Origin of the sequence: Nocardioides daeguensis (assembly GCF_019192965.1) — a bacterium.
GTDB lineage: Bacteria > Actinomycetota > Actinomycetes > Propionibacteriales > Nocardioidaceae > Nocardioides > Nocardioides daeguensis.
Genome location: NZ_JAHTKU010000003.1, coordinates 40,633 through 53,921 on the forward strand (window position 1 = coordinate 40,633; position 13,289 = coordinate 53,921).

The 13,289-nt window shown below is 71.5% G+C and carries 14 protein-coding genes; 6 read left to right on the forward strand and 8 right to left on the reverse strand.

All coding sequences use genetic code 11. From position 1 onward, the window contains the following. Position 1 precedes the first annotated feature (1 nt). The gene (locus KU893_RS01920) at positions 2-1,174 is read right to left on the reverse strand and encodes a 3-hydroxyacyl-CoA dehydrogenase family protein (protein WP_218232629.1); all 1,173 of its coding nucleotides are present in this window, start codon (positions 1,172-1,174) and stop codon (positions 2-4) included. 68 nt (positions 1,175-1,242) lie between these two features. Further along, positions 1,243-1,554 carry a DUF167 domain-containing protein gene (locus KU893_RS01925; RefSeq protein WP_218232630.1) on the reverse strand — a complete coding sequence of 104 codons (312 nt, stop codon included), beginning with the start codon at positions 1,552-1,554 and terminating at the stop codon, positions 1,243-1,245. Between the two features lie 25 nt (positions 1,555-1,579). Between KU893_RS01925 and nucS the strand changes: the two genes are divergently transcribed. Both nucS and KU893_RS01935 read left to right on the forward strand, forming a co-directional pair. Next, a complete protein-coding gene (gene nucS, locus KU893_RS01930) occupies positions 1,580-2,278 on the forward strand; it encodes an endonuclease NucS (protein ID WP_218232631.1) in 699 nt (232 codons plus the stop codon). Further along, positions 2,275-2,889: a DUF952 domain-containing protein gene (locus tag KU893_RS01935; protein ID WP_218232632.1), complete on the forward strand. Its 615-nt coding sequence runs from the start codon at positions 2,275-2,277 to the stop codon at positions 2,887-2,889. The genes nucS and KU893_RS01935 overlap by 4 nt, the downstream gene beginning before the upstream one ends. 7 nt (positions 2,890-2,896) lie before the next feature. Here the strand turns inward: KU893_RS01935 and KU893_RS01940 are convergent, their stop codons facing one another. Together KU893_RS01940 and KU893_RS01945 are read right to left on the reverse strand one after the other, a co-directional pair. Continuing rightward, the gene (locus KU893_RS01940) at positions 2,897-3,424 is read right to left on the reverse strand and encodes a ferritin (RefSeq protein WP_218232633.1); all 528 of its coding nucleotides are present in this window, start codon (positions 3,422-3,424) and stop codon (positions 2,897-2,899) included. Positions 3,425-3,457: 33 nt separating this feature from the next. Beyond that, complete coding sequence (locus KU893_RS01945; protein WP_218232815.1) at positions 3,458-3,664, reverse strand: hypothetical protein; 207 nt, start codon at positions 3,662-3,664, stop codon at positions 3,458-3,460. Positions 3,665-3,747: 83 nt separating this feature from the next. Between KU893_RS01945 and KU893_RS01950 the strand changes: the two genes are divergently transcribed. Beyond that, a complete protein-coding gene (locus KU893_RS01950; RefSeq protein ID WP_257440985.1) occupies positions 3,748-4,113 on the forward strand; it encodes an ArsC/Spx/MgsR family protein in 366 nt (121 codons plus the stop codon). An 86-nt stretch (positions 4,114-4,199) separates the two neighbouring features. Here the strand turns inward: KU893_RS01950 and KU893_RS01955 are convergent, their stop codons facing one another. Both KU893_RS01955 and KU893_RS01960 read right to left on the reverse strand, forming a co-directional pair. Next, positions 4,200-6,239, reverse strand: a complete 2,040-nt coding sequence (locus KU893_RS01955) for an ethylmalonyl-CoA mutase (protein WP_218232634.1) — start codon at positions 6,237-6,239, stop codon at positions 4,200-4,202. A gap of 108 nt (positions 6,240-6,347) precedes the next feature. Next, entirely contained in the window at positions 6,348-6,698 is a 351-nt protein-coding gene (locus KU893_RS01960; protein ID WP_218232635.1) for an STAS domain-containing protein, read from the reverse strand. Between the two features lie 129 nt (positions 6,699-6,827). On the opposite strand from KU893_RS01960, the gene KU893_RS01965 reads away from it, so the two are divergent. The 3 genes from KU893_RS01965 to KU893_RS23090 are packed head-to-tail and all read left to right on the forward strand — an operon-like array spanning position 6,828 to position 11,219. Continuing rightward, the gene (locus KU893_RS01965; RefSeq protein ID WP_218232636.1) at positions 6,828-7,406 is read left to right on the forward strand and encodes a cob(I)yrinic acid a,c-diamide adenosyltransferase; all 579 of its coding nucleotides are present in this window, start codon (positions 6,828-6,830) and stop codon (positions 7,404-7,406) included. A gap of 54 nt (positions 7,407-7,460) precedes the next feature. Next, a complete protein-coding gene (locus KU893_RS01970; protein ID WP_218232637.1) occupies positions 7,461-7,994 on the forward strand; it encodes a hypothetical protein in 534 nt (177 codons plus the stop codon). Positions 7,995-8,051: 57 nt separating this feature from the next. After that, entirely contained in the window at positions 8,052-11,219 is a 3,168-nt protein-coding gene (locus KU893_RS23090; RefSeq protein WP_218232638.1) for a DEAD/DEAH box helicase, read from the forward strand. A gap of 188 nt (positions 11,220-11,407) precedes the next feature. Here KU893_RS23090 and KU893_RS01980 read toward each other — a convergent pair whose 3' ends face one another. Then, positions 11,408-12,820 (reverse strand): MFS transporter, encoded by a 1,413-nt coding sequence (locus KU893_RS01980; RefSeq protein WP_218232639.1) that lies wholly within the window; start codon positions 12,818-12,820, stop codon positions 11,408-11,410. A gap of 9 nt (positions 12,821-12,829) precedes the next feature. Continuing rightward, on the reverse strand, positions 12,830-13,273 hold the full coding sequence (locus KU893_RS01985) for a DUF2550 domain-containing protein (protein WP_218232640.1): 444 nt from the start codon (positions 13,271-13,273) through the stop codon (positions 12,830-12,832). Between the last annotated feature and the right edge of the window lie 16 nt (positions 13,274-13,289).

A 13,289-nucleotide genomic window follows, 5' to 3' on the forward strand; every position in this document is an offset into this window, starting at 1 on the left:
GTTACTTGGCGTAGTCGTGGAAGCCCTTGCCGGTCTTGCGGCCGAGCTCGCCGGCGTCGACCTTGGCGACCAGGGTGCCGGCCGGCTCGAAGCCCGGCTCGTCGAACTCGCCGTGCAGCTCCTTCTGGATGGCCAGCGACACGTCGTTGCCGACGACGTCGAGCAGCTCGAAGGGCCCCATCGGGAACCCGGCGGTCTCCTTGATCGCGGCGTCGATGGTCGCGAGCTCCTCGCCGCCCTCCGCGAGCTTGATCGCGTCGTTGAGGTACGGGAACAGCAGCAGGTTGACGATGAAGCCCGCACGGTCGCCGGCGGAGACACCGACCTTGCCGACGTTGGCGGTCAGCGCCCGGACGGTCTCGTCGACGTCGGCGGAGGTGGCGGAGGTCGTGATGATCTCGACCAGCTTCATGACCGGCGCAGGGTTGAAGAAGTGCATGCCGATGACGTCCTGCGGGCGGCCGGTGGCCTCGCCCAGCTTGGTGATCGGCAGGGAGGAGGTGGTGGTCGCGAGGATGGCGCCCGGCTTGCAGATCCGGTCGAGGTCGCGGAAGAGCTCGAGCTTGAGGTCGAGGTCCTCGGCGATGGCCTCGACGACGATGTCCACGCCGCCCAGGGCCTCGCGCTCGGTGGAGCCGGTCAGGCGGCCCAGCAGCGCGTCCTTGTCACCCTCGGTGCCCTTGCCCTTGGCGATGGCCCGGTCGAGGTTCTTGGTGATGTAGCCGACGACGCCGTCGAGCTTCTCCTGGCTGCGGCCGACGTAGATGACCTCGTAGCCCGCCTGGGCGAAGACCTGGACGATGCCCGAGGCCATGGTTCCGGTGCCGACGACACCGACCTTGTTGACGTCGTGCTTGAACTCCGGCGCGGCGGCCTCGCCCGCGGCGGCGGCCTCGTCGGCGAAGGTGCGTCCCTCGGCGACGAGCTTCTCGAGCAGGCCCGCCGGCTCGTGCAGGTGGTCGCCGGTCTCGGCGTAGCGCGCGGCGAGCAGGTCGCGGACCTGGGCGGCGCCGATCTCGTCGACGACGCTCAGCGGGCCCTTCGGGTAGCCACAGCCGAACCGCATGGCGGCGTCGATGTCAGTCACCGAGGCGTAGCCGGACTCGTAGGTGCGCACCGCGTGGTTGAGGTACGGCAGCACCAGCGTGTTGAAGATCTGCTCGCTCGAAGTCATGGCTCGCAGTGTGGCACCCGCCCGGGCCACTGACTACCCGTCGGTAACCATCTGGACAGAGACAGACGTCACACCCGGCGCGACGTCACGTCGATCCGGACCAGCTTGGAACGCGAGGTCTGCCCGCGCACCAGCGTCACCGCCGAGCGGGGGACGCCGAGCGCCTTGGCCAGCCAACGCACCAGCTCGTCGTTGGCCCGTCCGTCCACGGGCGGCGAGGCCAGGCGCACCTTCAGCTCCGTGCCGGCGACGCCCGTCGCCCCGGCCGCACCCGTCCGGGACGCACCCGGCTGCACCCGGACGGCGAGCAGCCAGGTCGTCGTACGCCCCTGTTCGTCGGTCTCCTCGGAGCGCCACCACGGCTGTTCGTCGATCTCCACGCAACAGACTGTAGATTCGTCGCCCGTGAGACTCGTCGTTGCGCGTTGCCAGGTGGACTACGCAGGCCGATTGACCGCCCACCTCCCGATGGCGACCCGGGTCCTCATGATCAAGGCCGACGGATCGGTGCTGGTGCACTCCGATGGCGGCTCCTACAAGCCGCTGAACTGGATGTCGCCCCCGTGCACGGTCCGCGAGGGCGAGGCCGAGGACGGCCGGGTCGAGTGGACGGTCACGGCGAGGGCCGCCAAGGGGCAGACGCCCGACACCCTGCGGATCCTCATCGAGGAGATCCACCACGACACGCTGCACGACCTCGGGATCGACCCCGGCCTGCAGAAGGACGGTGTCGAGAAGCACCTCCAGGAGCTGCTCGCCGAGCACCCGGCCACCCTCGCCACGGGGCTGACCCTGGTCCGCCGCGAGTTCCCGACCGCGATCGGTCCGGTCGACCTCATGTGCCGCGACGGCGAGGGCCTGTCGGTCGCTGTCGAGATCAAGCGCCGCGGCGAGATCGACGGCGTCGAGCAGCTCACCCGCTACCTCGAGCTGCTCAACCGCGACCCGCTGCTGACGGGCAAGGGCGCGGTGCGCGGCATCTTCGCCGCGCAGGAGATCAAGCCCCAGGCACGAGTCCTCGCCGAGGACCGCGGCATCACCTGCGCCGTCGTCGACTACGACGCCCTGCGCGGGCTCGACAACGCCGAGGACCGGCTGTTTTGACGACGCCCGCCGCGATGTCGCCGATCTTCCACCTCGCCCTGCTCAGCGACTGGCAGGCGGCGCAGCGCGCGGGCAGCTACACGATCTCCACGCGCGGCCGGAGCCTCGCCGAGGTGGGCTTCATCCATGCCAGCCGGGCAGACCAGTGGACCGGTGTGCGCGACCGGTTCTACAGCGACGTCACCGCGCCGATGGTGCTGCTGCAGATCGACCCGGCGCTGCTCGACGTACCGGTCCTCGACGAGCCGCCCGCCCCGGGGGCGACCGAGACCTTCCCGCACGTCTACGGACCGCTGCCGGTGTCCGCGGTGGTCAAGGCGATCCCCCTCGACCGCCCGGCCCACGAGGCGGCTGCCCCGAGTGTCCCGAGTGCCCCGAGTGTCCCGACGGTCCGGCCGCCGGAGAGCTTCTCGCGCGCCTACTTCCGAGAGATGTTCTTCAACCTCGCCGTCGGCAGCATCGTGCTGGTCGTGGGGACCTCGGGCATGGCGCTCGGCGCCACGCTGCCCGGTGACGCCGGTCCCGCCGTCGGCGGCATCCTCGGCGTCGCGCTCGGCGCCGTACTCGCGGTGCGCGTGTACCGCTACCGCTTCCCGCGCACCGGGCGCTGACCAGCGCTCAGGCGCCGCCGGCGGCCGGCGGAGCGGTCGGGTCGGCGCCACCGGCACCCTGCTCGCGGGCTACCCAGTCCTCGATCGCGTTGATGTCGTCCTTGCTGCGGGTGACCACGGTGAGCAGGTCGTTCATGGTCGCGACCTCCTCGACCTGCTCCTTGATGAACCACTGCATGAACTGCTCGGATGCGAAGTCGTACTCCTCGCGGGCGGTGCGCAGCAGCCCGTTGATCTGCTCGGTCACCCGCTTCTCCTGCTCTAGGGCCAGCGCGATCGGGCCGACGATGTCGTCGAACTTCGCGACCGGCGCTTCGACGCCCGGGATCTCCACGGGCGCGTCGGTGTCGAGCAGGTACTGCACCATCATCATGGCGTGCTCGCGCTCCTCCATCGCCTGGGCGTAGAAGAACCCGGCCAGCTGCGGCATCGTCAGCCCGTCGTAGTAGACGGCGCACGCGAGGTACTGGTTGTGCGCGGCGAACTCGTTGCCGATCTGGGCGTTGAGCTGGTCGGTGAAGCGAGGGGCAGCCATGGGCACCAGCCTAGTCGGGGCCGCGGCGAGCGCTCAGGCGGCCTTCTGCAGGCCCTTCTTGGTCACCTTCTTGCCGTCGGCGCGGACGAGCACGCGCTTCTTGACCGTGTAGCCCTCGGGGAGGGTGCCCTCCTTGAGCATGCGCAGGGGACAGCGAGCGCACCGCGACTTCGACACGCAGCACTTCGTCTTGGGGAGCTTGCGCACCTTCCCCTTCGACTTCTTCTTGTCCTTGCCCACGACACGAGGGTACGCGATTGAGGGTAGGCAGACCTAAGCGACGTGAGGCGGCTCACACGTGCGCCGCCACTAGGGTTGGGTTCGTGATCGAGATCTGGCTGAACCCCGCGTGCTCGAAGTGCCGCACCGCCGAGAGCGAGCTGAAGGCCGCCGGTGTCGAGTACACCGTCCGCCGCTACCTCGACGAGCCGCCGACCGTCGCCGAGCTCGAGAACGTGCTCGCCCGCCTCGGGCTCGAGCCGTGGGACATCGCACGTACGGCGGACGCAGGCAGGCTCGGCGTCACCTTGCCCGCCAAGGACACCACGCACCGCAGGGACTGGTTGGAGGCGATGGTCGACCACCCCCGGCTCATCCAGCGCCCGATCCTCACCGCCTCCGACGGTACGACGGTCGTCGGCCGCGACCCCGAGTCGTTGTCCCGGGTGATCGCGGCCAGCGACATGTAACTAAGTGTTACAGCTCGGTTATCCACCACACTGGTCACACCAGCCCCAAATGGCTGCTGTAACACTTAGTTACAAGCGGCGCGCCGTCAGTCCAGGTCGTTGGCCTTCCGGATCACCTCGACGATGCCGCCCATGATCTCGGTGAGGCCGAAGTCCTTCGGCGTGTAGACCGCGGCGACGCCGAGCTCGGCGAGCGCCTTGCCGTCGGACTCGGGGATGATGCCGCCGACGATGACCGGGACCTCGCCCATGCCGGCGGCCTTGAGGCCGTCGAGCACGGCGGGCACGAGCTCCATGTGGGATCCGGAGAGGATGGACAGGCCGACGCAGTGGACGTCCTCGGCCACGGCGGCCGCGACGATCTGCTCCGGGGTGAGCCGGATGCCCTGGTAGATGACCTCGAACCCGGCGTCGCGGGCGCGGACGGCGACCTGCTCGGCGCCGTTCGAGTGGCCGTCGAGCCCGGGCTTGCCCACCAGCAGCCGCAGCCGCCCGCCGAGCTCGTCACCCGTGCGCTGCACCGCCTCACGGACAGCGGTCAGCTCGGCGCCGGCCTCGGCGACGCCCACGGCGCCGGCCACGCCGGTCGGGGCACGGAACTCGCCGAACACCTCGCGCAGCACGCCGGCCCACTCCCCCGTGGTCGCGCCCGCGCGGGCGGCGGCGAGGGTGGCGGCCATCAGGTTGGTGCCGGTCTTGGCGTCCTCGGCCAGACGTGCCAGCGCCGCGTCGACCTCGGCCTGGTCGCGCTGGGCCTTCCAGGCCTCGACGGAGGCGAGGGCGGACTTCTCGGCCTCGGGGTCGGCGACCATGATCGCGGCGTCGAGGTCCGCGGTCAGCGGGCTCTGCTCGGTGGTGTCGAACTTGTTGACTCCGACGATGATCTCCTCGCCGGCCTCGATCGCCGCGCGGCGGCGGGCGTGGGAGGAGACCAGCTCCTGCTTCATGTAGCCGGAGTCGACCGCGGCGATCGCGCCACCCATCGCCTGGACCCGGTCGATCTCGGCCTTGGCGCCGGCGATGAGCTCGTTGACCTTGGCCTCGATGACCGGCGAGCCGTCGAAGATGTCCTCGTACTCGAGCAGGTCGGACTCGAAGGCGAGGACCTGCTGGAGACGCAGCGACCACTGCTGGTCCCACGGACGCGGGAGACCGAGCGCCTCGTTCCATGCCGGCAGCTGGACGGCGCGGGCGCGCGCCTTCTTCGACAGCGTCACGGCGAGCATCTCGAGGACGATGCGCTGGACGTTGTTCTCCGGCTGCGCCTCGGTGAGGCCCAGGCTGTTGACCTGGACGCCGTAGCGGAAGCGGCGCATCTTCTCGTCGGTCACGCCGTAGCGCTCGCGGGTGATCTCGTCCCACAGCTCGACGAAGGCGCGCATCTTGCACATCTCCTCGACGAAACGGACGCCCGCGTTGACGAAGAAGGAGATCCGGCCGACGACCTTCTCGAAGTCGTCGTCGGAGACCTGGCCGGAGTTCTTGACCTGGTCGAGCACCGCGATCGCGGTGCACATGGCGTACGCGATCTCCTGCACGGGCGTCGCGCCGGCCTCCTGCAGGTGGTAGCTGCAGATGTTGATCGGGTTCCACTTCGGGATCTCGTGAACCGTGTAGGCGATCATGTCGCCGATCAGGCGCAGCGAGTGCTCCGGCGGGAACACGTAGGTCCCGCGCGAGAGGTACTCCTTGATGATGTCGTTCTGGGTCGTGCCCGCGAGCTGGTGGGCGACCTCCGACGGCGCCAGGTCGGGGTTCTGCTCCTCCGCGGCGACCTGGTACAGAGCGAGCAGCCACATGGCCGTCGCGTTGATCGTCATCGAGGTGTTCATCTCGGTGAGGGGGATCTGGTCGAAGAGCTTGCGCATCTCACCGAGGTGCGGCACCGGTACGCCGACCTTGCCGACCTCACCGCGCGACAGCGGGCTGTCGGGGTCGTAGCCGGTCTGGGTCGGCAGGTCGAAGGCCACCGACAGGCCGGTCTGGCCCTTGGCGAGGTTGGTCCGGTACAGCGCGTTGGACGCCTCCGCGGTCGAATGACCGGCGTAGGTCCGCATCACCCAGGGGCGGTCCTTGACGTGCGTTGCCTTCCCGGCGGTGCCGGCTGCGTCGGGCGAGGTGCTCATACGCCGAAGCGTAGGCCGATCACTACCTATTGGTAACCGCCGTCCATGTGGGCTTCTCCACAACGTCGCCCCCCGAGCAGGCGACGTTGGGACGGCGACCGTGCCGGCTCAGGCGGGGACGGACTCCCGCTCGAGCTCGATCAGCCGGATCAGGTGGGTGAGGTGCAGCATCCGCCGAACGGCGGGCTGGGCACCGCGCAGCACCACGCGCACGCCGTACCGGTGGGCCTGGCGGCACGCGGCGGCGATCACCTTGAGCGCGGTCGCGTCGACCGAGCGGACCGCGCTGATGTCGAGCACGACCGGGACGACCAGGTCGGTGCCGCAGCTGCGGATGTGGTCGTGGACCGCAGCACGCAGGACTCCGGTGCTGCGGACGTCGAGATCGCCGGCCAGGACCAGGACGGGCTCGCCGAGGACGCGCTCGACGCGGATGGCTGTTGGCTGCCGTGCTCCCATGGTTCCCTCCCGAGACGGTCCGGACAGGCGCCCCACACGCCTGTTACCCACCATGACGCTGCAGCAGTCCGATCGGTTGCATCCCGGGCGGGAGTTTTTCCGCCGCCCGGTCGGACTACCCTCCGAGTCATGGTCAATCTCACCCGCATCTACACGCGCACCGGCGACGCCGGCGAGACCCGCCTCGGCGACATGAGCGTGACGACCAAGACCGACCTGAGGCTGCAGGCCTACGCCGACGTCGACGAGGCGAACGCCGTGATCGGCGTCGCGGTCGCGACCGGCGGGCTCGAGGACGACGTGGTGCAGGTGCTCGTCCGCGTCCAGAACGACCTCTTCGACGTGGGCGCCGACCTGTGCACCCCTGTGGTGCCCGACCCGGAGTACCCGCCGCTGCGCATCGAGCAGGAGTACGTCGACCGCCTCGAGCGGTGGTGCGACCACTACAACGAGGCGCTGCCCGCGCTGCGCTCGTTCATCCTCAACGGCGGCACCCCTGGCGCCGCCCACCTGCACGTCGCCCGCACGGTGATCCGCCGCGCGGAGCGGGCGGCCTGGGCGGCGTACGAGGTCCATGGCGCGGTGATGAACCCGCTGGCGATCACCTACCTCAACCGGCTCTCCGACCTCGTCTTCATCCTCGCCCGGCACGCGAACCGGGAGCAGGGCGACGTGCTCTGGGTGCCGGGCGGCGAGCGGGGCGAGTGAGCGCCGCCCGATAACCCGTTGCGGCCCCCGGGGCACCCCCGGACGATGGGCCTGGTGGACGTGACCTTCACGAAGCTGGCGGGGCGCTACCAGATCGCGGTCGACCGCTCGGTCGGCGCGCCGCTGGCTCCGCGCAACGGGCCGGGCCACAGCGACGCCGTGCCGCACGACGTCGCCCACCTCCTGGTCGAGATCGAGGCCGGGATCCGCGGCGGCGTCTACGGACGCCTGGCTGCGGCGGACGGGGACGACGGCATGTTCTGGCCGGCCGACCCCGCCGCACGGCGCACCTCGCTGAGGAAGCGACGCCCGCCGACGCCGGAGGAGTCGGCCGACATGGCGCGCTCGGAGCGGCTCGCGTCGCTGACCGTGGCGCTGTGGGAGGTGGCGCGGGGCCGGCGGCGGCCGGACCCGGCCTGGCCCGGCGCGGTCGGGAGCAGCGGGGTCGACACCGGGCTGCTGGACCGGTTGTTCGAGCGGTACGACGACTTCGCGGGCCGCTGGGCCGCCCTCGACCCGGGCGGCTCGATCACGCTCGCATGGCCGTTCCCCGAGGGCACCGGGAGGCGCCGCCGGACCACGCGGTGACCGGCGCTGCGTGAGGATCTCCGCTTCGTCGCAGGTGCATGCCACGATGAGGAGACTGTGGACGTCCTCGCCGAGCTGACCGACGACTTCCTGGCGCGCCACTTCGACGCCGGGACGCTGGAGCGCGCCCGTGGGATCGTTGCGGCGGGCGGTGTGCGCCGACCCGAGATCGGGATGCGCTCGGCCGCGTCGGTCACGGCGACGGCGGAGGTGCTCGGGAGCCGCGCGACGCCGTACCAGGTGCAGCTCCACGTGGAGGCGCCCACCGCCAGCTACGCGGGCTGGGTGTTCACGGTGTGCACGTGCCCGGTGCGCTCGGTGTGCAAGCACGGTGCGGCGCTCGCCCTGACGCTGCGGCAGACCTTCACGCAGCCGTCCGGCGAGGCGGCCTGGCGGCGGTCCCTCGAGCGCCTCGTGGGCGAGCTGGAGCGGCAGCAGCCGTCATTGCGCGAGGAGGTGCCGCTGGCGCTGGAGTTCACGCTCGACCGCGGGCGCAGCAGCTACCGCGCGGCCGGACCGACGCTGCGGGTACGGCCGCTGCGCCAGGGCAAGAGCAAGCCGTGGATCAAGAGTGGCGCGGAGTGGAGCGACGTCGGCGGCAGCCCGCTCGGATTCGTGGAGCGCCAGGCCGACGCGCTGGCGGCCCTGCACACGCAATGGGCCGGCCACCGCGGCTACCACGCGGCCGGGGTCTCCCCCGCCCTCGACGAGTTCGGCGACCAGGTCGTCCGCGCGCTGCGCAACGCCCGGGACGCCGGGGTCGTCCTCCTGGCCGCACGGCCGCTCGTGTCGGTCGCCGTGGCCGACGAGCCGGCCGAGGTGGTGGCCGAGCTCGACGACGTCGAGGGCGGCACGACGATGCGCGCGGCCGTCACCCTGGGCGGTCGGACCTGGCGCGACGACTCCGTCGTCCTCGTCGGCTCCCCCGCCTCGGTCGTCGGGCTGCTCGACGACGCCGGTCACCTCGTCGTCGCGGCGACCACCGCCCCGGTGCCGCCCGCGTTGCGCCACCTGGTCGACGGGCCGCCGATCCTGGTGCCGCCCGCCGACCTCGCCGACTTCCGCGAGACGCTGCCCGGCCTGATGCGGCTGGTCCCGGTGCGCGCCGAGACCTCCGCGCTCGACCTGCCCGAGCCGCTGGCGCCGAGCCTGGTGCTGACCGTCTCGTGGCACACCTCGACGAAGGCCGGGCTGTCGTGGCACTGGCAGTACGGCGACGATCCTCAGCGCAGCTGCCCACTCACCAGCCTCGAGTCCCTCGGCGGCGTCCGCGACCGGGCAGCCGAGCAGGCCCTGTTGGCGACCGTCCCGCCCGGGCTGCTGCAGGTCTCGACGCTCACCGACGGCGACGCCCTGACCCTGGCGATCCACGACCTGCCCCGCCTGCGGGAGATCGAGGGCGTGCGGGTCGTCGAGGAGGAACGGCCCGACTTCCGCGAGGCCGACGTGGCGCCCGAGATCCGGTTCGACCTCGTCGAGCCGGAGGCCAGCACCACCGACTGGCTCGACCTTGCGGTGACCGTCCGCGTCGACGGCGAGCAGATCCCGCTGCCCGACGTGCTCGCCGCGCTCACGCTCGACCTCGAGTTCCTGGTGCTGCCGAGCGGCCTCTACGTCACGACCGACCGACCCGAGTTCGACCGGCTGCGCGAGGTGGTGACCGCGGCCGCCGAGCTGCGCGAGCGCGACGGCAACCGGATCGGCATCGGCCACCACGACCTCGGCCTGTGGGCGCAGCTCGCCGAGACCGGGCTGGTCGACGCCCAGGTCGCCGAGTGGGTCGAGCGGGCGCAGGCGCTGCGCGACCTCACCGACATCCCGCGGCCCGAGCCCCGCGGCCTGGTCACCGACCTGCGCAGCTACCAGCGCGAGGGGTTCTGGTGGCTCGCGTTCCTGTGGCAGCACGGCCTCGGTGGGGTCCTCGCCGACGACATGGGCCTCGGCAAGACCCTCCAGGTGCTCGCCCTGATCACCCACGCGCGCGCCGAGCGCCCCGACGACGCCCCGTTCCTCGTCGTCGCGCCGACCAGCGTGGTCACCGCCTGGGCCACCGAGACCGCCCGGCACGCGCCGGGCCTGCGCGTGGCGGTCGCCTCTCGTCGTACCGACGACGTGGCGGCGCTGGCCCGCGACCACGACGTGGTCGTGACGACCTACACGCTGCTGCGGCTGGCCCACGAGGAGTACGGCGCACTTGCCTGGTCCGGGCTGGTGCTCGACGAGGCGCAGCAGGCCAAGAACCACCAGAGCAAGACCTACCAGGCGGTGCGCACGATCAGCGCGCCGTTCCGGCTGGCCGTCACCGGGACGCCGTTCGAGAACCGGCTGATGGAGCTGTGGTCACTGCTGTCGATCACGGTGCCCGGGCTGTACCCGTGGCCGCGGACCTTCGCCGAGAAGGTCGTGCGCCCGGTCGAGCGCGACGCCGACCAGGTGGTCCTCGACCGGTTCCGCGCGAGGATCAAGCCGTTCCTGCTGCGCCGGACCAAGGAGCTGGTCGCCGACGACCTGCCGCCCAAGCAGGAGCAGGTGCTCGAGGTCGACCTCGGGGCCGCACACCGCAAGATCTACGACACCCACCTCGCCAAGGAGCGGCAGCGGATCCTGGGCCTGGTCGAGGACTTCGACCGCAACCGGGTCGCGATCTTCAGCGCCCTCACCAGGCTCCGCCAGCTCGCTCTCGACGCCGCACTCGTCGACGACGAGCACGAGACCGTCGGCTCCGCGAAGCTCGACGTCCTGGTCGAGCACCTCGCCGAGATCACCGCAGAGGGACACCGGGCGCTGGTGTTCAGCCAGTTCACCTCGTTCCTGACCCGGGTCCGGTCCCGCCTCGACGACGCGGGCATCGCGGCGACCTACCTCGACGGCACCACCCGCGACCGCGCCGGCGTCATCGACAGGTTCCGCTCGGGTGTCGCCCCCGTCTTCCTCATCTCACTCAAGGCCGGCGGCACCGGCCTGACGCTGACCGAGGCCGACTACGTGTTCGTCCTCGACCCGTGGTGGAACCCTGCCGCCGAGGCCCAGGCCGTCGACCGCGCCCACCGGATCGGCCAGTCGCGCCACGTGCACGTCTACCGGCTGGTCGCGACCGACACCATCGAGGAGAAGGTGATGGAGCTCAAGGCCCGCAAGGCCGAGCTGTTCGCCCAGGTGATTGACGGTGACGGCGCGATGAGCACGTCGATCGGGGCCGACGACATCCGCGGCCTGTTCGAATGAGCAACCGCGCTGCGACGAAGGAGCAGCGCGGTGTCGCGAGCGAAGGTCGAGTAGCGCCCGCGGGTGAGGAACGAACCCGCGACGACGCGTATCGAGACCCCGCAGCCGTCCTCGCGAAACCGCCGGCCACCGGCGCCGTACCTGGGCCGCCGAAGCTGCTCTGCCCCGACGTCTCGACCCGCCCCCGTCTACCGGCTCGGCCCGCTCGGCGCCTTCACCGGGTTGCGGATGAGCAGCCAGGAGAGCACTCCGCCGGCGAGCAGCAGGCCTGCGCAGCACAGCATCGCGGAACGGTAGCCCGCGTCGAAGGCGTCCGGGCGCCGGTAGTCGGCGCCGGCGAGCCCGACGACCAGCGGTAGCGCGGCGACGGCGAGCAGCGAGCCGGCACGGGCGACGGCGTTGTTGACGCCCGAGGCGACGCCGGCGTGGTGGTCGGGGACGGCGGCCAGCACCGTCGCCGTCAGCGGCGCGACGAGGGAGGCGAGTCCCAGCCCGAAGACCGTGAGGGGCAGGGCGACCCCGGTCCAGTAGCGGACGTCGGCGTCGACCCCGCTGAGCAGCAGCGCGCCGACGGCGCAGAGCACCGGGCCGACGGTCATCGGCAGCCGGGGACCGATCCGGCCGGCGAGGGCGCCGCCGCGCCCGGCGAGCAGCAGCATCACGACCGTGATCGGCAGCGTGGCCAGGCCGGCTTCGAGCGGGTCGTAGCCGGCGACGGTCTGCAGCTGCAGGACGAGGAAGAACAGCACGCCGCCGAGCGCGGCGTAGGTCAGCAGCGTCATCGCGTTGGCGGCGCTGAACTGGCGTGATGCGAACAGCGACGGCGGCAGCATCGGCGCCGGAGTCCGCCGCTCGTGCACCCCGAAGGCGAGTCCGGCGACCAACCCCACCCCGAGCGCGGGTACGGCGAGCGCGGGTTGTGTCGTCCACCCGATCAGCGCGTAGGTGATCGAGCCGAGCCCGAGGGCACCGAGGACCGCGCCGCCCACGTCGAAGCGACGCACGGCCGACGGGTCGCTGGTCTCCGGCACCCGGCGGGCGACCACCAACGTGAGGACCGCAACGGGCAGGTTGATGAGGAAGACCCAGCGCCAGCTGACCGACTGCACCAGCCAGCCGCCGAGGAAGGGACCGATCGCGGTGGAGACGCCGCCGAGACCCGACCAGGTGCCGATCGCACGGGAGCGGTCGGACCGGGCGAAGGAGCCCTGGATCATCGCGAGGCTGCCCGGGACGAGGAGCGCCGCGGCGACGCCTTGGGCGACGCGGGCGAGGATGAGCAGGGCGGCCGTCGGCGCGAGACCGCAGGCGAGCGAGGTGAGGGCGAAGCCGAGCACCCCGGTCATGAAGATACGCCGGCGCCCGAACCGGTCGCCGAGGGAGCCGCCGAGAAGGGTCAGCGAGGCGAGGCTCAGCAGGTACCCGTTGGAGACCCACTGGAGCTCGCCCAGGCTGGCGTCGAGGTCATCGCCGATCCGGTGCAGGGCGACGTTGACGACGGTGCTGTCGAGCAGTGCCAGGGAGGAGCCGAGGATCGCCGCGGCGAGCACCGTGCGCCCGGTGCGCGACCCGACGGTGACCTCGGCGCAGGTCGGCTCCACGGAGCGAGACTAGCGCCGGTCCCAGTCGGTCCCGGGCGGCATGGCCTCGAGCCACGCCTGGAAGCCGGTCAGCGAGGAGACGCTCATCGCAAGCTCGACCAGGCCCTCGGGCGACTGGCAGCGGATCACGAGGTGGTCGGGGTAGAGCGAGGCCTGCTCGGTGCCGACGGGCTCGCGGCGGCCGTCGTACTCGAGCTCGTCACGTCGCCACGCGCGTTTTGGACGCGGCGACAGGGTGAAGACACGGAACCACTCCAGGGTCTCGCCCGAGTAGCGCCCCAGACCCAGGACCCAGCCCCGACCCTCGGCCCCGGTCTGCAACCGGTGGCTCAGTTCGAACGTGCCACCGTTGCGGGAGAGCGTACGGCGCCGGACGATGAGTCCGGCGCCGTACAGCACACACAGGAGCAGGAGCGCGCCACAGATGTCGAGCAGCCACTCCCACCATGCCATCTGCGTATCAGTGACC